This is a genomic window from Luteibacter sp. HA06 (assembly GCF_054061215.1).
This window is the reverse complement of the sequence record NZ_JBSSDZ010000001.1, coordinates 791245-815797: the sequence shown is the minus strand read 5'-3', so window position 1 is coordinate 815797 and position 24553 is coordinate 791245. Positions and strand designations below refer to the sequence as shown.

The window sequence follows — 24553 nt, the reverse complement described above, 5'->3', positions numbered from 1 at the left end:
CCGCAAGAAGCGGATGGTGATCGTCCCCGGTCCCTCCTACGCTGGTCTCCAACGAACCGGAGGCCACGATGAAAACCCAGGTCCAGCCCATGCATCCCGCCACCGACGACGCCCTCGAACGGGTCCGTGCCGCGCTCGAGCATGAAGACGGCGCCAGCGACCTCGCCAGCCTCGCCGTCGTCGCCGGTCTCAGCCCCACCCATCTGCAGCGCGCCTTCCGCCGTCGCTACGGCGTCAGCCCGGCCGAGTACGCACGGGCGCGCCGTTTCGGCCAGCTTCGCGATGCCCTGCGCGAAGGCGCAGCCGTCACCGACGCGGTGTACGAGGCGGGGTTCGGCTCGGGCAGCCGGGTCTATGAAGAGAGCGATCGACAGTTGGGCATGACCCCCGCCAGCTACCGCGCAGGCGGCGCTGGGGCTTCGATCCGTTACACCACCACAGGTACGCCGCTGGGGCGCCTGCTGGTTGCCACCACCGCCAACGGCATCTGCTCGGTGACGCTCGGCGTGGACGATGCCGCACTGGAGACACGACTCGCCGAAGAGTTTCCGTTGGCCGGGCGCGAGCGCGTCGACGAAGGCCGCGACGAGTGGCTGGATGCCGTGATCGCGCGAGTTACCCGGGATCTCGGCTGGGATCGCGGCGAGACGCCGGCCATGCCGCCGATCGACGTCGCCGCCACGGCGTTCCAGTGGCGCGTCTGGGACGCGCTGACCCGGATTCCGCGTGGCGAAACCCTCAGCTATGGCGAACTCGCCGCCAGGCTCGGCGTGCCCAAGGCGGCGCGCGCCATCGGCCGCGCCTGCGGCAGCAACAAGCTTGCCCTGCTGGTCCCGTGCCACCGGATCATCCGGGAAGACGGCAGCCTGGGAGGCTGGCGCTGGGGCCTGGAAATCAAGCAACAGCTGCTCGCCACCGAACATGCCATGAGCGCCGCTCAAGGCTGACCTTCGAACGTTTCGCTACCGCCAGCCGCACGGCGACGATATCGTTCCGGATTCAGCCTGGATCACCCATGTCCGACCCTGCCTGTTCCACGACGCCAGCTCCCGCCACCGCCGCGACCGATCCGCGGTGGATGGTGCCGCTTTCCCTGTTTGCGCTGTACGTCATCTGGGGCTCGACCTACCTCGGCATCCGCTATGCGCTGGTGAGCTACCCGCCCTTCATGCTCGCGGCGATTCGTTTCGCGATCGCTGGCGTCCTGTTGTTCGCCGTATTGCGCGTGCGCGGTGCGACCCTGCCGACACGCGCCCAGTGGAAGAACGCGGCGATCGTCGGCACCTTGCTGCTGGCCGGTGGCAACGGCCTGGTCTGCTTCGCCGAACAAACGGTGAGCTCAGGCATCGCCGCGGTCGCCGTGGCGAGCATGCCGTTGTTCGCCGCCGTGTTCGGTGGCATCTACGGAGAGTGGCCCACGCGCGGCGAAACCGCTGGCCTTCTGCTCGGTTTCATCGGTGTCATCGTGCTGAACCTGGGCGCGGGCCTGTCAGGCTCACCGCTCGGTGCCATCGCGCTGATCTGCGCCGCAATGGCCTGGGCGTTCGGCTCCGTGTGGTCCAAGCGCCAGGACATGCCCAAAGGGCCGATGAACACCGCCGCGCAGATGCTCTGCGCCAGCGTGGCACTCATCATCATCGCCCTGCTCCACGGCGAGCGCTTTCCGGCACATCCGGAAGCTGGCGCCACCGCCGCGCTTGCCTACCTGATCGTTTTCGGTTCGATCATCGCCTTCAGCGCCTATCTCTACGTGTTGAAGACGGTGCGCCCGGCGCTGGCCACCAGCTACGCCTATGTGAACCCACCCGTGGCCGTACTGTTCGGCGTCGCGCTCGCGGGCGAGCATGTCGGCCCGTTCGACCTGGCTGGCATGGCGATCATCCTGGTCGGTGTCGGCATCATCACGATGATGCGCGTGCGCAAGGCCTGACTGCCGCGAGTGTGACGCAGTTCTCATTGCAGCTTCGCGATGCGTTTTTTCAGAATAATTCGATGTCGATCCGTGACATCGGCGCCTAGCCTCGGGTTCCTCTGATTGAGGAACATCCCATGTCTCGCCTCGAAACCAAGGCGCCGCGGTGTTCGCGGCGCGTCTACCTCTGCGTGGCACGCGGCGGCACCGTATTCGGCATCGGCATACTTGCCGTCGCCTCATGCCAGACGTTCCGCGAGTATCCGGCGCGCAGTGACGCCTCGCCGGTGGCCGACTACCTCGAGTACGACGCCTGCCTCGACCGCGGCGGTCGCTGGTTGATGCACGCCCATGCTTGCATCGAGCAGGGCGACGGGCAACTCCCCGAGGCACCCGAAGCGCTGTGATCAGAGCTCGCGAAGCGCCGTGGTGACCGGTACACGTGCGGCACGCAGCGCCGGGAACAGCCCACCGATGAAGCCGATGGCGAGCGCCCACTTGATGCCCGTCCACAGCAATGCACCACTGACGTGGAACCGGAAGACGACCTGGCTGAAATTCGCGCCGAGTGTCGAGGTGGTGTAACCGTTGAAGATGATCCACACCACGCCCGCACCGATGAGTCCGCCGAGCAGGGCGAGCATCATGGTTTCGAGCATGATCGAGACCACGACCGGCACGCCGCGGAAGCCGATGGCACGTAGCGTGGCGATCTCGCGAGCCCGTGCCTGGATGGCGGCGAACATGGTGTTGAGCGCGCCGAAGATGGCACCGATCGCCATGATGATACCGACCGTGATGCCCACGGCGCGCAAGACCTTCGTCAGCCCCTCGGATTGCTTGCTGAAGTAATCCTGCGTGGTGCTTACGTCCACCTTGAGGCGAGGGTCGGCAACGAGGCTGGCCTTGAACGTATCGAAGGCGGCCGGCGAGTCCAGCAAGACGGTGACCGACTGCACGCTGCTGCCGCGGCGGTAGGCGGAGCCTACGCTTTGCGTATCGGCCCACAGCTCAGACTCGAGTGCGTCGTGGGATTCGAACACACCGACCACGGTCCACGTCTGCCCGGCCAGGCGGAGGGTCTTGCCCACATCGATCCCGTCGAACTGCGCTTTTGCCCCTTTGCCAACGATGATCTCGCCCAGGCCGGGGCGGAACTTCCGACCTTCGACGATCTTCACCTGGTCCCTTAGCGCCCAGACGTCCTCGCTCACGCCGCGAATGGGAACGTTGGAATCGCTGTTCGGGTCGCCCTTGCGCGGCAGATTGGCCACGACCACCAGCTCGCCCGAACCAATCGGCTTGCCCTGTGCATCTTTTTTCACGCCGGGTGCCTGCATGACCACATTCGCGCTGTCGCGATCGAGGATCGAATTGAGCTCGGCCTGCGAGCCGCCGCGCAGGACGATGGCAGTGCGATCGTTGCCGGTGGACCGAAGCGTTTCGGCGAAGCCATCGCTCATCGCCAGCATGGCAACGAGCACCCCGACGACACCGGCAATGCCGACCACCACGACCGAGGACGAGCCCAGCCGCTGGGTGACTGTCGCCAGCCCCACACGGGTGACTTGCCAGGTCTGCCGGCCGCGGCGCGTCAGCGCCATCCACAACGCGAGGACCACGGCCAGGGCAGCGACGCCTTGCCAGGGCAACGCGATCCACAAAGCCAGAAACGCTGCGACGATCAGGAGAAGGAAGAGGCCGAAACCGAATTTCTTCATGGATTTCATGTCGTATTCCTCAGCGCCCGGCGAGCGCGTCGACGATGTTGAGACGCATCGCACGGATAGCAGGGAGGGCGCCGACGAGCGCACCGATCACTACCATCAGCACGAGCCCGAGGATCCAGGTGGACGCACCGATCGGTGGCAGGTTGAGCATGCCACCGCTGCCCTTGGCGACGATAGGCACGACGACGCCCGCCAACGCGAGTCCGAGGACGCCACCCAACAGCAACAACATGATGCCCTCCGCGAGAACCATGCCGAGCACGCTCTGACTGGAGAAACCAATCGTCTTCAGCACCGCGAGCTCGTTCGTGCGCTCGCGCACTGCCTGCGCCATGGTGTTTCCGGTCAGCAGGATAAGGGTGAAGAACACGGCACCCATGATCGCCGAGACGATGAGCCCGATATCGCCGAGCTGCTTGGCGAACGAGGCGTTGAACGCCTGCTCCGTCTGCGTCTTGGTTTCATGGTCCGAATTGGCCGATAGCGCGTCGATTGCCTTGGCCACGCTGTCGGCCTTGTCGGCGGACGTCAGCTTCACCACGTACCAGCCCACCGTGGTACCTATGCTGTGGAACGCATTGGCATCTTCGAAATACTTGTGATGGAAAAAGAACTGCTGGTCCGTGCCGTTCGCCGCGCCCTTGGCCGGCGTGTAGATGCCGACGATGTCGAAGGGCCACGTCTTGTCACCGTTGCGCTGCGGGAAGATCGTCGACTGCAGGGGAATCTTGTCGCCCACCTTCCAGCCGAAGCGCTTTGCCAGTGCGGCACCCACGATGGCACCGGTGCGGGTGGTCTCGTACGCTTTGCGTTGATCCGCCGGCAATTCCATCTCGTGGTAGATATCGAGGTAGTTGTCGCTCACGGCGAAGCTGAGCACGAAGTTCTTGGGATCCTGGTAGATGCCCCCGAACCAGTTCGCGTAGCCCACCGATTTCACACCCGGAATCGCCTCCATGCGCGTCTGCAGGCTTGCCGGCAACGACTGGATGATCGAGTAGCGGGACGTGGTGATCAGGCGGTCCACGCCGATCACGCTGTCGCCGGAGTCGAAGGCCGCACGCGTGGCGTCGAGCATGCCAAACAGCAGGAACGCGGCGAGGATCGACACCAGAGTGAGGAAGGTCCGGGACTTGCGCCGGAACAGCGCCGCCCAGATGAGATGCATGTATTTCATGCCGGCATTCCTCGCTCAGGCCACGGCTTGCTCGACAAGGGTGCCCTTGTCGAGATGCAGCGTGTGATTGGCATACTCGGCGGCCTTCGGATCGTGCGTCACCATCACGATGGTCTTGCCGTGCTCGCGATTGAGTTCGCGCAGTAGACCGAGGATGTCCTCGGCGGACTGCCGATCGAGGTCGCCGGTCGGCTCGTCGCAGACCAGTAGCGTGGGATCGGACACGATGGCACGCGCAATCGCAACGCGCTGCTGCTGTCCACCGGAAAGCTCCGAAGGCTTGTGCGTGGCGCGATCGGACAGGCCCACCAGTTGCAGTGCGATGGAAGCGTTCTGCTTTCGCTGAGCCGCCGAGAGCTTCGTCAGCAACAGCGGAAGCTCGACGTTGCGCTGGCCGGTGAGCATCGGCATGAGGTTGTAGAACTGGAAGACGAAGCCGACATGCGCCGCACGCCACTTGGCCAGCGCACCGGAACCGAGCTGATCGATGCGCTCGCCAGCCACCGTGATGCTGCCGCCGGTTGGCGTATCGAGGCCACCGATCAGGTTGAGCAAGGTGGTCTTGCCCGAGCCCGACGGGCCCATGAGCGCAAGGAAGTCGCCTTCCTCGATCTTCAGGTTCACGCCGTGCAGCACTTCGACCTTCTGCCGGCCGCGCTCGTAGACCTTGGAGAGATCCTGGATATCGATCAGGGTGGCCATCGTTATGTCTCCGGACGCGTCAGGGAGTGGTTTTGGCGACGCTGACGGCCGTGCCGTCGGCGAGGGATTCAGGTGGTGCGACGACAACGGTTTCGCCGCTGGTCACGCCTTCGCTCACGAGGCGCATGTCGCCGCTGCCCTGTTTTGCAGACGTCACCGACCGGCGCTTCGCTGTGTTGTCGGCAACGACGAAGACGACGTCGTGTCCATCGCGCTGAACGACGGCGGCAGCCGGCACGAACACGCCCTTGGGCGCCGCTTGTTGAGTGGCCGCGCGATGCTCGAGAAAGGACACGCGAACGCCCATGTCGGGGACGATGCGTCCATCCTTGTTTTCCAGCGCGACGCGCACTTTCACCGTCGCCTTCCCGCGATCGGCCGCTGGCACGATGGCGATCACGTGAGCGGGAATCTTCCAGTCGGGATAGGCATCGAGTACGGCCTCGGCCGGCATGTTTGCCTGCACGCGGCCGATATAGGCCTCATTGACGTCGACGTCGATTTCCAGCGACTCCATGTCGACGATGGTGCCCACGCCGGTACGCGTGAATCCGCCGCCGGCCGAGAGCGGCGACACGATCTCGCCCACCTGGGCCGCCTTGTCCGTGATCACACCATCGAAGGGCGCACGAACCACCGTGTAGTCGAGGTTGACCTGCCCCACCTTCACCTGCGCATCGGCGGAATCGGCCTGCCGCCGTGCGGTGTTGAGTTGGGCGCGGAAGGTGTTGGCCTGGGTGCGGGCCTGTTCCGATACCTGTTTGGACACAAGGCCACGGCCGACGAGCGCCTCGGCGCGGTCGGCATCACGCAGGTTCTGATCCAGCTGGGCCTGGGTCTGGACCACGGTGGCGCGAGCCGCCGCCGCGCTGGCCCGGGCAGCATCCAGGCTGGCCCGAAGAGCGTTGTCCTCTAGCCGGGCGAGCACCTGCCCTTTCTTCACCCGGTCGCCTTCCTCGATCAGCACCTCGGTCAGCGTGCCGGTGATCTGTGCGGATACCGTGGCTTGCCGGCGCGCGGTCACGTAACCGGTCGCCTGCAGAACCGCGCCGGCTTCGGCGTTCGCCGACGGCGAAACGGCGGTGGCGGTCTTCACCTCCACCGGGCGATGAGCGACGAAGGCCCAGCCCCCCGCACCCACGGCCAGCAAAGCCACCACGACGGCGCCTGCGATCAGCGCGAGGCGGACGCCATTGCCGCCGCCTCCGCCGCCATGGGCTTCCTTGTGCGATTTATCGATCTTCAACTGCCGTAGCAGCTCAGCATTCGAATTCATGCGTCTCTCGATTCCCCGGGGCCCCACCCCATGGCAAGATCATGCGATCCGGGCCGACGCTGCACCACTTCCACGCATCAGTCATCTGCCGTGACAGGTGTCACCTGCTAACCTGATGCCATGAATACGATCATCCCCGCGCCGGCCCAGCCGAGCATCCCTGTCGTCGGCCAGACCGCGCGTTTCCCGGTCCGCCGTATCTTCTGCATCGGCCGCAACTACGCCGACCACGCCCGGGAAATGGGCGCCTCGGTCGACAAGGCCAACCCGATGTTCTTCACCAAGCCCGCCGATGCCATCGTGACCGACGGCGCCGATGTGCCCTACCCCTCGGCCACCAACGACCTTCATCACGAAGTGGAAATGGTCGTCGCCCTGGGCGCCGGTGGCTCGGACCTTTCCGTCGAAGAGGCCGGCAAGCTGGTGTGGGGTTATGGCGTCGGCCTGGATCTGACCCGCCGTGATCTGCAGGCACAGGCCAAGGCCAAGGGCGCCCCGTGGGACGTCGCCAAGGGCTTCGATCACTCGGCCCCTGTCTCCGCCCTGGTCCCGGCATCGGACGTCACGCCGGACGCATCCACGCGCATAGCGCTGGAGATCAACGGCGAGCTTCGTCAGGAGGCCACACTGGGCGACATGGTGCTGGACGTTCCCGAGATCCTCAGCGCGCTTTCGAAGCTGTTTGAGCTCAAGGCCGGCGACCTCGTCTACACGGGCACACCCGCTGGCGTCTCGGCCCTCGTGCGCGGCGATACGTTCCGTGCGACCCTCGACGGCGTGGCCACGCTCGAAGGGCGCGTGAGCTGACTTCGCAAACTGCCGACATCCATCCCGCTAGTTTCCTACGTTCCACGTTCAGCCAATAAGGAGAAAGTCCGATGAGTTTCGTCGCGGAATTCAAGAAATTCGCTCTACGCGGTAACGTCGTCGACCTGGCGGTCGGTGTCGTGATCGGTGCGGCATTCGGCAAGATCGTCACCTCGCTCGTTGAAAACATCATCATGCCGCCCATCGGCTGGTTGATCGGCGGCATCGACTTCTCCGACTACAAGTGGGTACTCAAGCCCGCCGACGCGGTCGCGAAGAAAGCCGAAGTGGCCATCCAGTACGGCCTCTTCATCAACGTGCTCATCCAGTTCTTCATCGTCGCCGCGGCGATCTTCCTCGTCGTCAAGGCCATCAACCGCCTTACCCGCCGCGAAGAGGAAGCCCCGGCCGCTCCGGCCGCCGATGTCGTGCTGCTGACGGAAATCCGCGACCTGCTCCGCTCCCAACAAGGCCGCTGATCCACATCGCGACGCCCCCGCTCTCGTAGGAGCCGATTCATCGGCGATGCTTTCCTTCGGCGGGGCCAGACGTCACGGCGCAGAGCTTTCGGTGCCTTGACGTCGCAGCGCAGAGCCTTCGGTGCCTTGACGTCGCGGCGCAGAGCCTTCGGTGCCTTGACGTCGCGGCGCAGAGCCTTCGGTGCCTTGACGTCGCGGCGCAGAGCCTTCGGTGCCCACCCTCGCTGCTCAGACACCCCTTCGCGTTTCGTATCGGAAGGCCGCTACCGCGGCTCATGTACTTATTTGGCCTACGGCCGCTCCACTTGTCGGGAACTCGCCTCGAGGGTGGGCACCGAAGACTCTTCCGAACCCTGAGGTTCGTGGGGGTCGAGCCGACGAAGCAACGCCGCTTCGGCTACCGGCTCTTCGCGATCGCCAAACGCTGGGCTCCAGCCCGCTAGTCGCGATCGTTCGCGTGCGTCATCGCAGCGGCGGAGAAGGCGCGCGCCGAACCGGATTTACGCGCCAGCACGACTGCCGTAACGGGCCGCTTTGGCGGCCACACCCACCCCAACGGCTTTCCTTCCACTCAACCGTATCGTCGTGAGAGACCTTGGTGTCCACCCTCGAGGCGAGTTCCGGACAAGTGGAGCGGCCGTAGGCCAATAAGAACACGAGCCGCGGAGCGGCCTTCCTTTTCGAACGCGGAGGACTGTCTGAGCAGCGAGGGTGGGCACCAAGGTCTCCTCGCGAGACGCCCAAGTGTGCGGCCAACGGGCCATCGCCGCTGAAGCGGCTCCCACATGGCCGAAGGCGAGCGCCCGAGCCTCGGCAATTCGCGAAGAGCCAAAAAAAGAGGCCGCCGATGGGGTATCGGCGGCCTATCTGGGGAGACTCGTTATGCCCGGGAGTTGAGCCGTCACCGGCTCGGGCACTTATTATTGGTATTTGGTTTTAAGCGCGTTCGCTATCAGAAGTCGTAGTTGATACCGAAGCGTACGTAACGCGGCTGGCTGAAATAGGTGACCTTGTTGTAATTGGTATCGAGCGCCGTCGAGCTGCCGTACTGCACATACGTCGCCGTCGGGACGGATTCGCCCAGCGCGTTGTAGATCATCACGTTGAAGCCGAGTTTCTGGTTGGCCCACATCGGACGGTATTCGGCCGAGAGGGAAACGATGTGCTGCCACGGTTCGCGACCGGCCGCGCCCGGCGGTGAAGCAGCGCCGCCGCAGTAGTGGTAGTAGCTGCCGTAGCCGACCGGATTACTTTCGTCCGCACCGTAGTAACCCAGGCAGGTCTTCGGCGTACCGGAAAGGATCGCGATGTTGGCCGAGAGCATCCACTCCGGCGCGACCTGCCAGGAGCCGTAGATCTTCAGCTGGTGCTTGCGGTCATTGGCGAGCAGACCGTTGGAGTTCTCCATGAGTTTGCCGAAGTCCCAGTCCACCGTCGCCGAGACGTCGGTCTGGCCGATGTCGGACCGCACCTGGCCTTCGGTATCGCCATAGCTGCGCGAGAAAACGTAATCGACCTTGGCCTGCCACGTACCGTCGAACGGGTGCTCGAAGAAGGTCTCCAGGCCGTAGTAGCTGCGCTTGGCCTTCGGCATGCCGAAGTCGTCCGCGGATACGCTCACGTTGTAATAGCCGCCCGCCGGATCCGGAATACGGTAGGTGTTGCTGCGACCCGGGTTCGACAGGTAACAACCGTTCAGCGTGCTCGGGTCGACGTCGTATCCGAGCGAGGCAGCCTTGTCGGTGATGGTGCCGGTATCGCAGATGTCGTCGAGGATATTACGCAGCTTACGAACCTGCGCCTTCATGCCCCAGACGTAATCCGGGTTGATCTGCTGGGTGAAACCGAGCAGGTATTCGTCCTGGTATTCCGACTGGATATTGCTTGCAGCGACGGTCTTTGCGTCCGGCGACTGGCCGTATTCGTTGTTCGCCGAGACGGCACCGCCCGTGGACGATGCCAGCTGGGTGAGACCGGTCGGATTACCGAGCCCGTCGATACCGGTATAGGTGTAGTACTCATTGGTGTAGAGCGAGCCAGCAGCGGCACGCAGGGCCACGGACGCGGGCATGGCGAGGTAGTAACGACCCGCGTTCCCGTAGACCTTGAGCGTCGAATCGCCGTTCACGTCCCAGCTGAAGCCGAGGCGGGGAGCCCACTGCGGTCTGGTCTCGCGAAGGAATGCCTGGCCGTTCGGGTTGTAGTTGGTGAACTGGTCGTTGCGCAGACCGATCTTCACCAGCCAGCGATCGTCGACCTGCCAGCTGTCCTCGATGTACTGGGCGCGCTGCTTCACGCGAACGGAGGCGGCCGTGCTGTAGAGGTACTGCGATACGTAGTAACCGTTCTCACCACCAGCACCGGTATTCGGCGCGGCAACGAAGGGGCTGTCACTGATCGCCGTACCCGGGTCGCCGAAGCCGTAATCCCACGCGCTCGCAGTCTGCCCGTCGTCGATATCGTGCGAATTGAGGTTATCGATACCACCGGTGATGGTGTGGTCACCGATCTTCCAGGAGAGGTCCAGGCGCAGGTTATTCGTCGTCGCGCGGTGGCTCGGGTCATCGGCTGTAAGCACCGTCTGCGAGTTGACGAGGTTGCTGCCGCCGGTGATCGCGGGATTCTGGTCCTCCGGATTATCAATGTACGTCAACGTGGGATCGTATCCCGGCGTATCGCTGAAATAGGTCATCTTCTGCTTGCCGTAGAGGGCGGTAAGCGTCAGGTCATCAGTGATATAGCTGGTGAACTTGGCGACGTAGACGTCAGCGCTTTTCTTCGTCGACGTGTCGTAGCTGTTGAGCGATCCGGTCGTGTTCGTCGCGTAGTCGTAGTTGTAGAGGTTGCCCTTATACGAATCCTTCTGCGACGCACCCGTCAGTTCGAGGATGTTGTTGTCGGTGATATTCCAGTCGATCTTCGAATACCACTTCGGATCGTGATACTCGTAGTTCGTGTTGTACGACGAGGTGACCGAACCGACACTATTGCCGACGTTCTTGGCTTCTTCCACCGCAGCGAAGAAGAACAGCTTGTCCTTGATCAGAGGGCCACCGACGTACGCGCTTTCCGTGGTCGTCCAGGACTTGTTGTCCGAGTAGCGACGATAGATGTCGCCCGCATTGGCACCGCTCACATAGTACGAGCTGGGACTGACGCCCTCGAGTGAACCCGGCGTCCACTGCACCTGGGCGCCGAAGTGCCACTCGTTCGTACCGCGCTTTCCGCTCTGGCTGATCACGCCACCGTCGGACCGACCGAATGCCGCGCCGTAACCGCCGCTGAGGATTTCCTGCTGGTCGATGGCGCCGTAAGGAAGGCTGATGCCACCAAAGCCGCTGAGAGGATCCGTGGTGTTGAAACCGTTGAGGTAATAAGCGTTCTCGGTCACGGACGACCCGCTGAACGATACCAGCGAGCCGCCGGTGGTACCGCCCTTGAACCCGCTGTACCCTGGAACGACGCCGGGCGCCAGCAAGGCGATGGCTTCGGCGCTGCGCGCCAGCGGCAACTTGGCGAGCTGCTCGGAGGTAATGACCGTGCGCGCGTCGACGCTGGTGACGTCGATCGCAGGCAAGGCGTTGGCCGAGACCGTGACCGATCCCAGAGCGGTGGCGCTGGCTGCACCTGCGGCCGTAGCAAAGGAAACCTCGGTACCGGAGCCGACCTGGAGGGTGACGTTGTTGCGCGCGTCGACGGCCTTGCCGCCCTGCATCAGGGCCACGGTGTACGTGCCCAGCGGCAGCGAACCGATACTGTAACGCCCGTCCGTGCCCACGGCGACTTCGCGCGTGATACCCGACGTGCTCTTGGCCTGGACTGTCTCGCCTTCGGCGACGGGTGCCTGGCCGAAGATGCTACCGGTAGTCGACTGGGCGATGGCCCCTGCGCTACCCAGCGCCACGCTCAGCGCAAGGCTGATCCGGCTCAGTCGCCCCCATTGAATTTTATTCATCAGCACTGTGAAGCACTCCCCAAAAGATGGATTGGCGTCGTCGCCGGGCGGACGCCCGGCAGGCGCCATTCCCCACCCGGCCCGGCGACGCTCTTGAAACGTCGTGAGTCGTGGCAATCGCCACAATTTCAATTTAGTGTTAAGACGACGTTCGCATGTGGCGGAAAGTACGGCATGACGTGTCGATTAATCGGCCGTATGGACGTCCGAAAGAACTTGCCTGGCGAACGTTCCTGCGATGCTCTCCTGCCGGTGCCCGCGCGGGGATGTCCCGAAGGTTTCGCGAAAGGAACGGCTGAAATGCGTCATGTCGCCGAAGCCCCAGGACTGCGCCACTTGCGCGATGCTGCGATGACGCAAACCGGGGTCCGCGAGTTCACGATGACATCGTTCGAGGCGCTGGGCGCGGACCCAGCGCATCAGCGTCAGTGGTTCGTCGGCAAACAGCTCGAACAGGTAGCTCGGCGAGAGGCCCACGCCCGCACCGATCATCTCGATGCATAGCGCCGGGTCGGCCAGGTGATCGCGGACGAAACGACGCACCTGCTGTTTATATTGCTGGCGGAGTTGTGACGGAGGGACGTCCACGGCTGCCATCGACTCGAAAGCCGCCGCAAGCATGTGCGGAACGGCATCGGCGACACGGTCCGCCACGGCTTCGGTGAGCTCGGACGCGTGGGCAAAGAGTTCCTTGAAGACGACGCGCAGATAGCCCACGGCGCTCAGGTGGCCATGGATACCCACCGCCGAACACTGGTCGAACCTCGGCATGGCGTCGCGCAGCCCGGGTAACGGCAGGTAGAGCGTCTGCACGGTGGCCCGACCGGTCTCGAGCCTGAACGGCCGCGACAGGTCGATCAGGCAGAAGTCGCCGGGCGCGATGTCGCAGCGCCGGCCGTGCTGCTCCACGGTGGCGCCTCCCTCCAGGTGGTAGCTGAGCAGGGCGGCACCCCGGTGGATGCGGGCCAGGCTCTCGCTGGTCAGCACATGGGGACTGTGCCGGAACGTGGCCAGGCGCAGGCGCTCGCCCGCATAACCATCGAGCAGGGTACTCGCGGCCTGTCGCCTGGAAAATGCCTGCCAGAACTGTCTTGCGGCGAGGTTCGCGCCCGGCGGCCCGGAAAGCGCATGCACGTCGTGATACTCGGTGGACAACGGAGGACGTCTCCCGAATCAGGGGGTGGCGAAGCGAGGCGGAGGACCGCCCCGCCCCGGTGGTGCCTCGGGCGGTGGCCCTGGCGACGGATCGAATCCCTTGTCGGCCATGCACAGATCCATCAGGTCAGCATCGACACCGTCGTCGGGGTCATCCGCCTTTCCATCGATGTCGATCCAGCAATCGTCGAGCGCGGCGTCCACCTGGGGGTCCTGCGGCGGACGGACATGCGGCGGCTCCTGCGCCGAGGCGACGACGGCGAGTGCCGCGCCAAAGGCGAACAGCAGGGACGGCAGCGTGGGAAAGGGCTTCATGCGGGTGGCATCCATGGGATCGAACGGTGAGCCCAAGCTAGTGGGCGCCCGTCACCGCCGGTTGTCCGCGTGTGTCAGGTTTGTGTCGGCTTCTTTGCCGGGCTGGCAAACGCGCCGTAGACTGGTCTGGTATCAAGCTATGCATGGCCATGGACCTTCAGTCGCTCATCCTTGTCGTCGACGACGACCCCGAACTGCGCAGCCTGATCACGGAGTTCCTCGGTGGTCACGGTTATCGCGTGCAGGCGGCCGAGAACGCACTGCAGATGAACCTGGCGATCGAGCGCGAGCGCCCCGACCTCGTCGTGCTCGACGTGATGATGCCGGGCGAAGACGGCCTCAGCGCCGCGAGGCGCCTGGCTGCGGACAAGGGACCACCGGTCATCATCCTGAGTGCGCTGGGCGGCGACACCGATCGCATCATCGGCCTGGAAGTCGGCGCGGATGACTACCTCGCCAAGCCCTGCAATCCGCGGGAGCTGCTCGCGCGCGTCCGCGCGGTATTGCGCCGAACCGGCAACAATGAGCCGGTTGCCGTCGAGGATGCGCGGCCCTATGGCTTCGCCGGATGGCGGCTGGATATCACCCGGCGCGACCTGCGCGACCCGACCGGCATCTTCATCAATCTTTCCGATGGCGAGTTCGCGCTGCTACGCAGCTTCGTCGAACATCCCCAGCGCATCCTCAGTCGCGACCAGTTGCTCGACCTGGTCCATGGCGGTCGCAGCGAGATCTTCGACCGGGCAATCGACACCCAGATCAGCCGGCTACGTCGCAAGCTCAACGATCGCGTGCAGGCGGAGATGATCCGCACCGTGCGCAATGAGGGATACATGCTCGTGCCGAAGGTGTCGCGACTTTGAGCCACCTGTCCCGCCTGTCCATCTTCGCGCGCACCTTCCTCATGATGGTCGGAGCCTTGCTGGTTTCCGCAACGATCGGCTTTGCGGTGCTGGTCATACGGCCACCCCAGCGCCCGTCTGCCGTCAGCCTGTTCGAGCTTGCCGCCGTCCTTCAACCCGAGCGATCCCCCTTCGGCAACCATCCCTTTGGTGAAGATCATCCCTTTCCCGGCGCAGGTGTCGGCGGTCCGCCGCCCGGTGCCGACTTCGATCACCGTGGTGAGGCCGATCTCGATGTGATCTCCACGGCGGGACCACCCGCCGCGTCGGCATCGTTCGATGAGGCGGCATCCGCGCGCATCGCCATGCGTCTGGCTGACATCTTCAACGTGCCGGGCGAGCGATTACGCGTCTTCGCCACCGAACGCGATGTACCGGGCACCCATGGACCGACGCGCCTGGCACTCGGAGGCGGATCCATCGTCGCCCTTCGCCAGGCAGACGGGCGCTGGCGTGTCGCCACGGTGCCTGTCGAGGCGTTCCCGACGGTACTGGAGCAGCAGGTTTTCCTCCTTCTTGCCCTCGGCATCCTGGTCCTCTTACCGGTCGCCTTTCTCTTTGCCCGTGCACTTGCCGCTCCCATCCAGCGCTTTTCCGAAGCCGCGCAGCGGCTGGGTGGCGACACCAGCGCACCGCCCGTGGCGCGCGAAGGGCCGCCCGAGATGCGCCAGGCAGTCGATTCGTTCAACGCCATGCAGGCACGCATCAACCGCCTTCTGCAGGAGCGCACGCAGATGATCGCCGCGATCGCACATGACCTGCGCACGCCGCTCACGCGCCTTACCTTCCGCCTCGATGGCCTTCCGTCGCCGCTTGCGGAGAAAGTCGACGCCGACATTCACGAAATGAAGGCGATGATCTCGGCCGCGCTCGATTTCATTCGCGACCGTTCGCTGGGTGTGCATCGCCAGCGGCTGGATGTACGCCTGCTGGTGGAAAGTGTCGTCGACGACCTCGCGGACATCGGCCACGATGTCACCGTACAGCCGGGTGCGCCCATCACGCTCGAGGGTGATCCGATCGCTCTTCGGCGTGCCGTGGTCAACCTGGTCGAGAACGGATTGAAGTACGGGGAACGTGTGCGCCTGAGGTTGCGCGCAACGGGTGATGGATGCGTGCTGGAAATCGACGACGATGGCCCCGGCGTTCCCGAAGCCATGCAGCAGCAGGTATTCGAGCCGTTCTTCCGGCTGGAGGCTTCGCGCAACCGTGATACCGGTGGCATCGGCCTTGGCCTGGCGACCGTCCGTGCCATCGTGCTGGACCACGGCGGCACCGTTACGCTGCGCAATCGCAAGAACGGCGGACTCCGCGCCGTCGTGAGCCTGCCCGCCACAGCCCCGCCCGGCAGCTGAGCGATACCATGCATGACTTCCTACCTAGGCCGGAGCACCCCGTCGTGGGGCCATAATCGACCTTTCCGTCCCCGGGGGTCCCCATGCGCCATACGCTTCATCTCCACGCGCTAGCCGCGTGTCTTGCGCTCGCCTTTTCCGCCCACGCCGCCGAAAAGGCCACGACGATTCCGGAGAAAGCGGTAGCCGCCGCGACCGAGCTCCGCGACCGCGCCATGAACGACAACACCGGCTATGACTTCGTCTCCGCGCTCACCACGGAAGTCGGTCCGCGCCTCGCGGGCAGCGCCGCAGATGCACGCGGCGTCGCCTGGACCGTGGCGAAGTTCAAGGCCATGGGCTTCGACAAGGTCTACACCGAGAAGGTGAGCTACCCGCTCTGGCAGCGCCACAGTGAACACGCCGAGATCGTCGCACCGTTCCCGCAGCCACTGGCCCTGACCGCGCTGGGCTACTCCGCCGGCACGCCGGCAGGCGGCCTGACCGGCGAAGTCGTCGCCTTCAACGATCTCGACGCCCTCAAGGCGGCGCGGGGGACCCGGCGACCGTGAAGGGCAAGATCGTCTACGTCAGCACGCACATGCAGCAGCAGAAGGATGGCCACGACTACGGCATGGGCTCGGCCACGCGCACGCATGGTGCCGTTCTTGCAGCGCAAATGGGCGCCGCCGCTTACCTGCTGCGCTCGGCAGGTACCGATGCACACAGCCGCACACCGCACACGGGCGTCACGGGCTTCACCGACCCGAAGCAGGCGATTCCCGCTGCGGCGCTATCGCTGCCGGATGCCGACCAGCTGGAGCGCATCCTGAAGGAAGGCAAGCCGGTCACGCTCAAGCTCGACCTCGATGTCGGTTTTGCCGGCACCTATGAAGGTGCGAACGTCATCGCCGAGGTCACCGGCCGCAAGTACCCGAACGAAGTCGTCGCCATCGGCGGTCACCTCGATTCGTGGGACCTCGGCACCGGTGCGATCGACGATGGCGCCGGCGTGGCGATCGCCGCCGCTGCCGCGAAGCTCATCAAGGACATGCCGCAGCGTCCGGACCGGACGATCCGCGTTATCGCGTTCTCGAATGAAGAAATGGGCCTGTGGGGCGGCCGTGCCTACGCCGAAGCCCATGCCAAGGAGGTGGCGAAGTTCCAGCTCGGCACCGAATCCGATTTCGGCGCGGGCCGTATCTGGCGCATGAGCGCAAGCGTGAAGCCTGAGGCACTGGGTGCGATCCAGCAGATCGCGAAGGTCGTCGAGCCGATCGGTGTCGCCTATGACACCAGCAAGCCCGGTGGCGGCGGTTCGGATCTGTCACAGATGCACGGCAAGGGCATGGCGGCACTCTCGCTCACCCAGGACGGTACCGATTATTTCGACTACCACCACAACGCCAACGATACGCTGGACAAGATCGACCCGAAGGCGCTCGCGCAGAACGTTGCGGTGTACGCGGCGTTCGCATACATGGCAGCCCAGGCGAACGGTGATTTCGGTTCGAAGGCCGGCGCGTTCGCGAAGGATGGCGCGCACGACTGATCGTCCGCACAGCGGCTCCCGCAGACGCGTGGGAGCCGCTTTGTGTGGGAGCCGCTTTATGTGGGAGCCGCTTCAGCGGCGATGCTCTTCCTTCCATGGAACTCGAGGCCAGCAACCTCAGGGTCGCGGCTGCGCCGCGGTTTTATTTATATTCGCCGATGAATCGGCTCCCACATTTTCTTTTCTGGGTGCCAGGCGCTCTTGCAGCCGGTTCATGTAGAGGTAGATCACCGGCGTGAGGTACAGCGTCAGGACCTGCGATACCACCAGACCACCGACCACGGCGAGGCCCAGCGGTTGGCGCGTCGAAGCACCGGCACCAATACCAAGAGCGATCGGCAGGGTACCGGCGAACGCTGCGGCGGTCGTCATCATGATCGGCCTGAAACGCACCCTGCACGCTTCCGCGATCGCTTCGTACGGCGAAACGCCGCCCTCACGCTGACGTTCGAGCGCGAAGTCGATCATCATGATCGCGTTCTTCTTCACGATGCCAACCAGCATGATGATGCCGACGAAGGCGAACAGATCCAGCGACGCGTTGAAGATAACCAGCGTCAACAACGCGCCTACGGCAGCGGCTGGCAGGCCTGAAAGAATCGTCAACGGGTGGATGAAACTCTCGTAGAGAATGCCAAGCACGAGATAGATCACGAAGACGGCAAGCAGCAATAGCAGGCCCATGCCCTTGACCGAATCCTGGAAGGCCTGGGCCGTGCCCTGCACACTGCCGCTGAGCGTCGGTGGCAGCTTGAGTTCCGTCGTTGCGCGATCGATGCTCGTCACGGCGTCGCTGAGCGACACCCCGGGGGCCAGGTTGAACGAGACGGTGACAGCCGGCAGCTGGCCCTGGTGATTGACCGTCAGCACCTGCGGCTTGCGCTCGAAGCTGGCAACCGTATTGAGTGGTACGAGTTTGCCGCTGTCGGAGGTGACATACAGCTTCGAAAGCACCGCCGGGTCGTCCTGCATGCGGCGCTCGACCTGGAGGATCACCCAGTACTGCGTGGCCGATCCGTAAATGGTCGATATCTGGTTCTCACCGAAGGCCGAGCCAAGCGCGGTCTGCACCTGGTCCATCGTCAGGCCCAGCGGCGCCAGCTTGTTACGGTTGACGGTAACCACCATCGATGGACTGTTGAGGTCCAGGTCGGTCGTGACATCCTGGAACCCGGGCAGTTTCTGGAACGCGGTCACGAGTTTCCCCGACCAGTCATACAGCGCGTGCAGGTCGGTCGACTGCACGGTGTACTGGTACTGCGCCTTCGACTGCCGCCCACCCACCTGGATGGAAGGTGGATTCTGGATATAGGTGCGGATGCCGGGCACCTCGGCAAACTTGTGGCGCAGCTCCTGAATGATCTGGTCCGGCGTGGTGTGGCCGCGCGCGGCCGGATCTTTCAGCCGCAGCAACAGCGAGCCCGAGTTGATCGTGGCGCGCGCGCCGCCGGCGCCCACGCTCGACATGACGCCCTCGATGTTCGGATCCTTCTGCGCGATATCGGCCAGCGACTGCTGCCGTGCGGACATCGCGGCAAAAGAGATATCGGTGGGGCCTTCCGTCGTGACGCGAAGCTGGCCGCTGTCACCCGCCGGGATGAAGTCCTTTGGCGTAATCACGAAGAGCAACCCCGTCGCGGCGAGGCTTAGCGCAAAGACCCCGACCACCGTGCGCGGGTGACGCATGCACCAGGCGAGCGTACTGGTATAGCCGTTGGTCATCGCGTTGAATCCACGATCGAACCAGACCACGATGAAGCTGCGCTTGTCGTGCGCATGCGCCTTGACGAAGCGGCTGCACAACATGGGCGTCAACGTGATCGATACGAAACCCGAGATGAGGATCGAGACGCTGATGACCACCGCGAACTCGTGAAAGAGGCGACCGACGATGCCGCCCATGAACATCACCGGGATGAACACCGCAACCAGGGACAGCGTCATCGAGAAGATCGTGAAGCCGATTTCGTTGGCACCCTTCACGGCCGCTTCGAAGGGAGTTTCGCCCAGTTCGATGTGACGCATGATGTTCTCGAGCATCACGATCGCGTCGTCGACCACGAAACCCACGGCAAGCGTCAGTGCCAACAGGGAAAGGTTGTCCAGGCTGTAGCCCAGCGCGAACATCGCTCCAAACGTACCCAATACCGAAATCGGCAGGGCCGCGGCGGGGATCAGCGTGGCCGACGCGTTACCGAGGAACAGGTAGATCACGATAACGACGAGGATGCCGGCGAGGATCAGGGTGAACTGCACGTCGTGCACGGAATCGCGAATGGAATCGGAGCGGTCGTACATCACGTCCAGCTTCACCGACGGCGGCAACGTCGCACTGAAAGCTGGCAACAACGAGAGGATCTTGTCGACCGTCTCCACCGTGTTCGCCCCCGGCTGCCGCTGGATCGCCAGGGTGATCGCGCGCGCGCCGTTGTACCAGCTCGCTTTCTGGTCATCCTGCACACTGTCGCGTGGTACGGCGATATCGGACAGGCGTACCGGCGCGCCGTTGCGATACGCGACGACGATCTGTCCGTAGTCGGCCGCGCGCATCAACTGGCCGTCCGAGCGGATGGACAGCAACTGTCGCCTGCCGTTAAGCGATCCGGTAGCCTTGTTGACGTTGGCGGCGGCGATCGCATCGACCATTTTATCAACGCCGATGCCGGTCGCAGCGAGACGGTCCGGGTCGACCGCGATGCGTACGGCGTACTTCTGCGAGCCGTAGACACTCACTTGTGCCACGCCATCGACCATCGACAGGCGCTGGGCGAGTTCCGTTTCGGCGTAATCGTCTACCGTGGAAAGCGGCAACGTCGACGATCGCATCGTGAGGAACAGGATGGGCGCATCCGCAGGATTGACCTTGCGATAGGTGGGCGGCGTAGGCATGTCCTGGGGCAGCTGGCGCTGCGCTGCCGAAATAGCCGCCTGGACGTCCTGTGCCGCGCCATCGATGCTGCGATCGAGCGAGAACGTCACGGTGATCGTCGTCGAGCCCAGTGAGCTGGACGAGGTCATCGAGTCGATGCCGGCGACCGTCGACAACTGCGACTCGAGCGGCGTCGCCACCGAAGAGGCCATCGTCTCCGGCGATGCACCAGGCAATGAGGCACTGATGTTGATCGTCGGGAAATCGACGTTCGGCAATTCGTTCACCGGCAGCCGCGGGTAAGCGGCAATACCGAAGATGACCAGCGCGGCCATCAGCAGCGTCGTCATCACCGGGCGACGGATGCAGAGTTCCGGCAGGTTCATGGAACTCCTCAGCCCTTGTCGACGCGGACGCGCGCGCCGTCGACCAGGAGCATCTGGCCTTCGATGACGACCTGCTCACCGCCGTTGAGTCCCTTGTCGATCACCGCGCGATCGGCGGTGGTCGCGCCCGTGGTAACGGGGCGCTGTTCAACCGTTTTATCGGGCTTGACGACGAAGACGAAGGAACCGGAGGTGGAGCTCTGTAGCGCGATCACCGGCACGCTGACCGCGTCGGTGAGGCGCGTCGTCGGTAAAGTCACGTCGGCGAACTGGCCTGGGGTTAGGCGACCGTCCGCATTGTGGAAACGACCCTTGAGGATGATCGTCCCCGTGGTCGCGTCAACCGCGTTGTCGACGAACTCGAGCTCGCCCTGCAATGCCGTACCTTTGTCACCCGGGATGCTTGCCTGCACCGGCAGCGTGCCATTGCGCAGGCTGGTGCGCACGGCGGAAAGGCTGTCTTCCGGAATCGAAAACGCGACACGAATGGGATCGACCTCGTTGATCACCACGATATCCGTGGTGTCGGCCGTCAGCGTGGCGCCTGGATAAGCCAGCGGCGCGCCCGTCACGCCATCGAAAGGCGCGCTGATCGTGGTGAAATCGAGCTGCGTCTGCGCAGCACGCGCTGCAGCGCGGTCGCTTTCCAGCGCGGCCCGGGCGACACCCAGGTTGGCTTTGTACAGGTCGTAATCCGCGCGACTGACGAAGCCCTTGCCGAGCATGTTCTCGTAACGGGCCAGATCCGCCTCGGCCTTCACCAGTTGCGCCTGGTCACGCGACACGTTGCCCTGGGCCTGGTCATAGGCAGCCTTCAGAGGCCGCGGGTCGACCCGGGCGAGCAGATCGCCTTTCTTAACATGAGTGCCGGGGGTGAACGCGAGCGATTCCAGCTGACCACTGACGCGGGAACGGAGGTTCACCGTGGAATAGGCTTCAGCGCGACCAATCACTTTCAGCGACAGGTCGATCTCGCCGCGCGTCGCGACCGCTGTGGTCACCGGCACGCCCGCCACCTTGTCGCCAGGCTTCGGGCCGTCTTTACCGCCTGCGTCGTGACGCCAGACCATGGCGGCGCCAGCACTGATGGCGACCAGTGCTGCTATGACGAGAAATTTCTTCCCTGGGGAACGTTGCATGTGGGCTCCGGCCGAATCCTGGGGGTCCGGTCGCCGCGCTGGGGAGCGCGGACTTGGTTTTGGTTCGGACATCCCTCACTCGAACGCACGTCGGGACGTTCCGTTGACCGGCCCGATCAACTTTCTTCGGACGGGCCGTCGAGGCTCTGGAGGTTCTCTTTCATGCGGTCGAGCACCGTGAGCATCATGGTGAGGTCATCCGGTGAGATGCCCGCCGTGGCGTCGCGGCGAAGTCCGCGAGCGATATCTTCCATGCCATCGATGACACCTCGTGCTTGCTCGGTGTCGTGAAGGCGCCAGGCACGGCGGTCCCTCGGGTCGGCACGCCGCTCGACGAAACCGGCTGCCTGAAGACGATCGATAACGCGTCCGACGGCGATCGGCTCCATGTCCAGCTGTTCGGCCAACTCGTTCTGCCGCATGCCGGGACGCCGATGCAGGGCCTTCAGGGCGCGCCACTGCGCGCGGGTGAGCCCGAAGCGCACGGCCCGGCGGTCGAAATGCTTGCGGAAAAGCAAGGTGACGTCGTTCAGCAGGTAGCCAAACGAGATGTCTTCAACTTTGAGCTGGTCGGCCATAACCTGGAGCATGCTGCGAAGGGAAGTACGGCCATCCTAGCCAATTGCGGCGCCACCGTCACAGGAGCTTGCGACATGGCCTTCGAGCTGATCGAGACCGACATCACGACCCTGGCGGTCGATGCCATCGTGAATGCGGCCAATGAGTCCCTGCTGGGCGGCGGCGGGGTGGACGGAGCCATCCACCGCGCAGCGGGACCGGGGCTGCTGGCGGCCTGCCGGGCCCTGCCCGAGGTGGCTCCGGGCGTGCGCTGCCCGACCGGCGAAGCGCGCCTGACTGGCGGGTTTTCTCTTCCCGCCCGCTTCGTCATCCATACCGTGGGCCCGGTGTGGCATGGCGGCGACCAGGGCGAGCCTGCCCGGTTGGCCGCCTGCTATAGGAATGTTCTCAAACTGGCCGAGATACAGGGCGTCGCCTCCGTCGCTTTTCCCGCGATCAGTGCCGGCGTTTACGGGTACCCGGCCGATGCCGCCGCACGGGTGGCGGTCGACACCCTGCGCTCGTCTGCCTGGCATCCTGAGCGCGTCGTCTTCTGTACCTTCGGCCCGTCGATGACAAGCATGTACGCGCGCCTGCTCCAGGGCGGCCTGATTTAACGGAGGCTATCGCGGATACAGGGGCGGCAGGCCGGTCGGGCCGTCGCCGGTCGGGGCGGCCGACCACTCGAAGCCACGCTTGAACGCCGCTTTCAACGCCACGCTGTCCACCGCCCCGGAAGCGAACCTGGCGCGCTGTAGCATCGCAATGGCCGCGCGCTGGTCCTCGGCGCCCAGAGCCGCCGACAACATGCCGGTGCTACGCACGGAGGGGCGTACCGTTCGTGCCCAGGCGAGCAGCAGACGGTCGAGTGCCGCAGGATCCGTGGATGTCGCGGAGAAAAAGGCCTCCCGCGAGGGCCGTTCACGAACGGGCGGCGACGAAACGGGCGCCGGAACCGCGCCGACTGCGCCACGCCGGCGTCCGTAAAGCAGCCATGCCGCAACGGTGACCAGCCACAGAGCCACCACCGCCATGAACAGCCAACGCCACGGCGTCGTCGATACCGGTGACCCGGGCGTAACCGCGCCAGTCGCCACCGTGGCGCTCGCGGAAGGCGTCGCGACCGCGCCTGCAACGGGCTGGGATGGCGGGATCCCGCCAACGCCCGGTGACACCACGATGTCGTGAGCGGGCACAGTGGCGACTTCCGCCTTGTCCGTGACCACGTTCCACCAGTGCAGCGTCGTTTCGGGAATGTGCAGCGTCCCGCTGCGCGTCGGCACCACGGCAAAGCCCTGCTGGCGACGGCCGGTCACCCAGGGCCCGTTGGTGCTGCCGCCCGTGACGGCCTTGTCGGGATAGACGTCCGCACCGTCGATCTTCGGCAGCGACAACGCGGGCAGCGCCTCGAATGGCATGCCGACGGCGTCCAGATGCATTGTCAGGGTGATCGGCTGGCCTACGCGGCCCTTACCGTCAGCCGGCATCCCTTCCAGAGAGAGCTTCAGCTCGCGCGCGGGGATCCATGCCCCGTCGGTCGCCGACGAAGGGCGCTCCCGGACCGTGACACGAAGGCGATCGGCGACGGCATTGACCGGCGAGCCGGCGCCAAAGAACGAGCCAGCGTCGGTGGGATCGACCGCCGTGCCCTGGAACGTCGGCGGCTGGATCTCAAGGCTGCCTGCGCGCTGCGGAAAGATGGCGTAGTGGCGCTCGATCACGTTGAAGCGCCGGCCGCCTCGCGTGCTCTGGTAATTCGCGTCCTGGCCGATCCGCCGCACTTCGGCGCCTTCGGCCGTGGGGTCACCGAGTTGCCCGTCGGCGAGGTTCACCGCGAAGTACAGCCGCAGCGTGTAATCGATCTGCTGCCCTACGTATGCCTGCGTGGGCTCGGCCTTGCCTTCGAGCACGACGGGGCGATCCGCGGCCGACACGTTCGGATCCGATGACGCAGCGACGTCGAGCGACACCGGTTGCGTACGCGAACCGCCCACGGCGAGTGCCGGAATCGTAAGGTGCCCCTCCCGTCGCGGACGCAGCGCCACGCCGAGGATCGTATGGGCCTCGCGCCGTCCGTTGACGATGCTCAGCGAGTGGTTCGTCGACGTGCCGAGGACCACGAAGTCGGTCATCAGCGGCGACAGGTCCGGCGCATCCGCGGACTCGTCTCCGACCTCGATGTTCAGCGTGACTGTCTCGCCCGCGCCGACGGTGCTTCGGTCGAGCGAGGCGACCGGCGACGCGGATTGCGCGATGGCCAGGGAAGGCATCGCCAGGGCGACCACCAGCAGCAGGTAACGCATCG

Annotated in this window: 19 protein-coding genes and 1 pseudogene; 9 read left to right on the top strand and 11 right to left on the bottom strand. The window is 64.7% G+C overall.

Translation table 11 applies throughout. From position 1 onward, the window contains the following. Positions 1–68: 68 nt before the first annotated feature. The 3 genes from ACVWWJ_RS03560 to ACVWWJ_RS03550 all read left to right on the top strand — a co-directional run bounded on the left by ACVWWJ_RS03560 (position 69) and on the right by ACVWWJ_RS03550 (position 2319). Positions 69–947, top strand: coding sequence for a methylated-DNA--[protein]-cysteine S-methyltransferase (locus tag ACVWWJ_RS03560; RefSeq protein ID WP_456966790.1), 879 nt, complete (start codon positions 69–71; stop codon positions 945–947). A 68-nt stretch (positions 948–1015) separates the two neighbouring features. Continuing rightward, complete coding sequence (gene yedA / locus ACVWWJ_RS03555) at positions 1016–1930, top strand: drug/metabolite exporter YedA (RefSeq protein ID WP_159889848.1); 915 nt, start codon at positions 1016–1018, stop codon at positions 1928–1930. Positions 1931–2049: 119 nt separating this feature from the next. Beyond that, positions 2050–2319 (top strand): hypothetical protein, encoded by a 270-nt coding sequence (locus ACVWWJ_RS03550; RefSeq protein ID WP_456966789.1) that lies wholly within the window; start codon positions 2050–2052, stop codon positions 2317–2319. Here ACVWWJ_RS03550 and ACVWWJ_RS03545 read toward each other — a convergent pair whose 3' ends face one another. The 4 genes from ACVWWJ_RS03545 to ACVWWJ_RS03530 are packed head-to-tail and all read right to left on the bottom strand — an operon-like array spanning position 2320 to position 6797. Further along, positions 2320–3642 (bottom strand): ABC transporter permease, encoded by a 1323-nt coding sequence (locus ACVWWJ_RS03545; RefSeq protein ID WP_456966788.1) that lies wholly within the window; start codon positions 3640–3642, stop codon positions 2320–2322. A gap of 10 nt (positions 3643–3652) precedes the next feature. Next, the gene (locus ACVWWJ_RS03540) at positions 3653–4819 is read right to left on the bottom strand and encodes an ABC transporter permease (RefSeq protein ID WP_456966787.1); all 1167 of its coding nucleotides are present in this window, start codon (positions 4817–4819) and stop codon (positions 3653–3655) included. A 15-nt stretch (positions 4820–4834) separates the two neighbouring features. After that, positions 4835–5521 (bottom strand): ABC transporter ATP-binding protein, encoded by a 687-nt coding sequence (locus ACVWWJ_RS03535; protein ID WP_456966786.1) that lies wholly within the window; start codon positions 5519–5521, stop codon positions 4835–4837. Between the two features lie 19 nt (positions 5522–5540). Beyond that, complete coding sequence (locus ACVWWJ_RS03530; protein WP_159889840.1) at positions 5541–6797, bottom strand: efflux RND transporter periplasmic adaptor subunit; 1257 nt, start codon at positions 6795–6797, stop codon at positions 5541–5543. Positions 6798–6917: 120 nt separating this feature from the next. Between ACVWWJ_RS03530 and ACVWWJ_RS03525 the strand changes: the two genes are divergently transcribed. Both ACVWWJ_RS03525 and mscL read left to right on the top strand, forming a co-directional pair. Next, the gene (locus ACVWWJ_RS03525) at positions 6918–7604 is read left to right on the top strand and encodes a fumarylacetoacetate hydrolase family protein (protein WP_456966785.1); all 687 of its coding nucleotides are present in this window, start codon (positions 6918–6920) and stop codon (positions 7602–7604) included. A gap of 71 nt (positions 7605–7675) precedes the next feature. After that, positions 7676–8083, top strand: coding sequence for a large-conductance mechanosensitive channel protein MscL (mscL, locus tag ACVWWJ_RS03520; RefSeq protein WP_159889836.1), 408 nt, complete (start codon positions 7676–7678; stop codon positions 8081–8083). A 952-nt stretch (positions 8084–9035) separates the two neighbouring features. Here mscL and ACVWWJ_RS03515 read toward each other — a convergent pair. The 3 genes from ACVWWJ_RS03515 to ACVWWJ_RS03505 form a co-directional block, all read right to left on the bottom strand. Beyond that, complete coding sequence (locus ACVWWJ_RS03515; protein ID WP_456969651.1) at positions 9036–12038, bottom strand: TonB-dependent receptor; 3003 nt, start codon at positions 12036–12038, stop codon at positions 9036–9038. A gap of 186 nt (positions 12039–12224) precedes the next feature. Beyond that, a complete protein-coding gene (locus ACVWWJ_RS03510; RefSeq protein ID WP_456966784.1) occupies positions 12225–13193 on the bottom strand; it encodes a helix-turn-helix domain-containing protein in 969 nt (322 codons plus the stop codon). Positions 13194–13211: 18 nt separating this feature from the next. After that, the gene (locus tag ACVWWJ_RS03505; protein ID WP_456966783.1) at positions 13212–13508 is read right to left on the bottom strand and encodes a hypothetical protein; all 297 of its coding nucleotides are present in this window, start codon (positions 13506–13508) and stop codon (positions 13212–13214) included. Between the two features lie 149 nt (positions 13509–13657). Between ACVWWJ_RS03505 and ACVWWJ_RS03500 the strand changes: the two genes are divergently transcribed. The 3 genes and pseudogenes from ACVWWJ_RS03500 to ACVWWJ_RS03490 all read left to right on the top strand — a co-directional run bounded on the left by ACVWWJ_RS03500 (position 13658) and on the right by ACVWWJ_RS03490 (position 17296). Further along, positions 13658–14371, top strand: coding sequence for a response regulator (locus tag ACVWWJ_RS03500; RefSeq protein WP_159889964.1), 714 nt, complete (start codon positions 13658–13660; stop codon positions 14369–14371). A 41-nt stretch (positions 14372–14412) separates the two neighbouring features. After that, positions 14413–15765 carry a HAMP domain-containing sensor histidine kinase gene (locus ACVWWJ_RS03495; RefSeq protein ID WP_456969650.1) on the top strand — a complete coding sequence of 451 codons (1353 nt, stop codon included), beginning with the start codon at positions 14413–14415 and terminating at the stop codon, positions 15763–15765. A gap of 83 nt (positions 15766–15848) precedes the next feature. Beyond that, positions 15849–17296 (top strand): annotated as a pseudogene (locus ACVWWJ_RS03490) (M20/M25/M40 family metallo-hydrolase). 117 nt (positions 17297–17413) lie between these two features. Here the strand turns inward: ACVWWJ_RS03490 and ACVWWJ_RS03485 are convergent. The 3 genes from ACVWWJ_RS03485 to ACVWWJ_RS03475 form a co-directional block, all read right to left on the bottom strand. After that, complete coding sequence (locus tag ACVWWJ_RS03485) at positions 17414–20551, bottom strand: efflux RND transporter permease subunit (protein ID WP_456966782.1); 3138 nt, start codon at positions 20549–20551, stop codon at positions 17414–17416. An 8-nt stretch (positions 20552–20559) separates the two neighbouring features. After that, positions 20560–21690, bottom strand: coding sequence for an efflux RND transporter periplasmic adaptor subunit (locus ACVWWJ_RS03480; RefSeq protein ID WP_159889826.1), 1131 nt, complete (start codon positions 21688–21690; stop codon positions 20560–20562). Positions 21691–21806: 116 nt separating this feature from the next. Next, complete coding sequence (locus ACVWWJ_RS03475) at positions 21807–22268, bottom strand: MarR family transcriptional regulator (protein ID WP_159889960.1); 462 nt, start codon at positions 22266–22268, stop codon at positions 21807–21809. Between the two features lie 75 nt (positions 22269–22343). Between ACVWWJ_RS03475 and ACVWWJ_RS03470 the strand changes: the two genes are divergently transcribed. Next, positions 22344–22865, top strand: a complete 522-nt coding sequence (locus ACVWWJ_RS03470) for an O-acetyl-ADP-ribose deacetylase (RefSeq protein WP_456966781.1) — start codon at positions 22344–22346, stop codon at positions 22863–22865. 6 nt (positions 22866–22871) lie between these two features. Here the strand turns inward: ACVWWJ_RS03470 and ACVWWJ_RS03465 are convergent, their stop codons facing one another. Beyond that, positions 22872–24551 carry a BatD family protein gene (locus tag ACVWWJ_RS03465; RefSeq protein ID WP_456966780.1) on the bottom strand — a complete coding sequence of 560 codons (1680 nt, stop codon included), beginning with the start codon at positions 24549–24551 and terminating at the stop codon, positions 22872–22874. Positions 24552–24553 lie beyond the last annotated feature (2 nt).

Bases quoted from the DNA above. Each gene is read 5' to 3' on its own strand.
- ACVWWJ_RS03560 (WP_456966790.1), top strand. From the start codon at position 69: ATGAAAACCCAGGTCCAGCCCATGCATCCCGCCACCGACGACGCCCTC.
- yedA (WP_159889848.1), top strand. From the start codon at position 1,016: ATGTCCGACCCTGCCTGTTCCACGACGCCAGCTCCCGCCACCGCCGCG.
- ACVWWJ_RS03550 (WP_456966789.1), top strand. From the start codon at position 2,050: ATGTCTCGCCTCGAAACCAAGGCGCCGCGGTGTTCGCGGCGCGTCTAC.
- ACVWWJ_RS03545 (WP_456966788.1), bottom strand. From the start codon at position 3,642: ATGAAATCCATGAAGAAATTCGGTTTCGGCCTCTTCCTTCTCCTGATC.
- ACVWWJ_RS03540 (WP_456966787.1), bottom strand. From the start codon at position 4,819: ATGAAATACATGCATCTCATCTGGGCGGCGCTGTTCCGGCGCAAGTCC.
- ACVWWJ_RS03535 (WP_456966786.1), bottom strand. From the start codon at position 5,521: ATGGCCACCCTGATCGATATCCAGGATCTCTCCAAGGTCTACGAGCGC.
- ACVWWJ_RS03530 (WP_159889840.1), bottom strand. From the start codon at position 6,797: ATGAATTCGAATGCTGAGCTGCTACGGCAGTTGAAGATCGATAAATCG.
- ACVWWJ_RS03525 (WP_456966785.1), top strand. From the start codon at position 6,918: ATGAATACGATCATCCCCGCGCCGGCCCAGCCGAGCATCCCTGTCGTC.
- mscL (WP_159889836.1), top strand. From the start codon at position 7,676: ATGAGTTTCGTCGCGGAATTCAAGAAATTCGCTCTACGCGGTAACGTC.
- ACVWWJ_RS03515 (WP_456969651.1), bottom strand. From the start codon at position 12,038: ATGAATAAAATTCAATGGGGGCGACTGAGCCGGATCAGCCTTGCGCTG.
- ACVWWJ_RS03505 (WP_456966783.1), bottom strand. From the start codon at position 13,508: ATGAAGCCCTTTCCCACGCTGCCGTCCCTGCTGTTCGCCTTTGGCGCG.
- ACVWWJ_RS03500 (WP_159889964.1), top strand. From the start codon at position 13,658: ATGGACCTTCAGTCGCTCATCCTTGTCGTCGACGACGACCCCGAACTG.
- ACVWWJ_RS03495 (WP_456969650.1), top strand. From the start codon at position 14,413: ATGATGGTCGGAGCCTTGCTGGTTTCCGCAACGATCGGCTTTGCGGTG.
- ACVWWJ_RS03485 (WP_456966782.1), bottom strand. From the start codon at position 20,551: ATGAACCTGCCGGAACTCTGCATCCGTCGCCCGGTGATGACGACGCTG.
- ACVWWJ_RS03480 (WP_159889826.1), bottom strand. From the start codon at position 21,690: ATGCAACGTTCCCCAGGGAAGAAATTTCTCGTCATAGCAGCACTGGTC.
- ACVWWJ_RS03475 (WP_159889960.1), bottom strand. From the start codon at position 22,268: ATGGCCGACCAGCTCAAAGTTGAAGACATCTCGTTTGGCTACCTGCTG.
- ACVWWJ_RS03470 (WP_456966781.1), top strand. From the start codon at position 22,344: ATGGCCTTCGAGCTGATCGAGACCGACATCACGACCCTGGCGGTCGAT.
- ACVWWJ_RS03465 (WP_456966780.1), bottom strand. From the start codon at position 24,551: ATGCGTTACCTGCTGCTGGTGGTCGCCCTGGCGATGCCTTCCCTGGCC.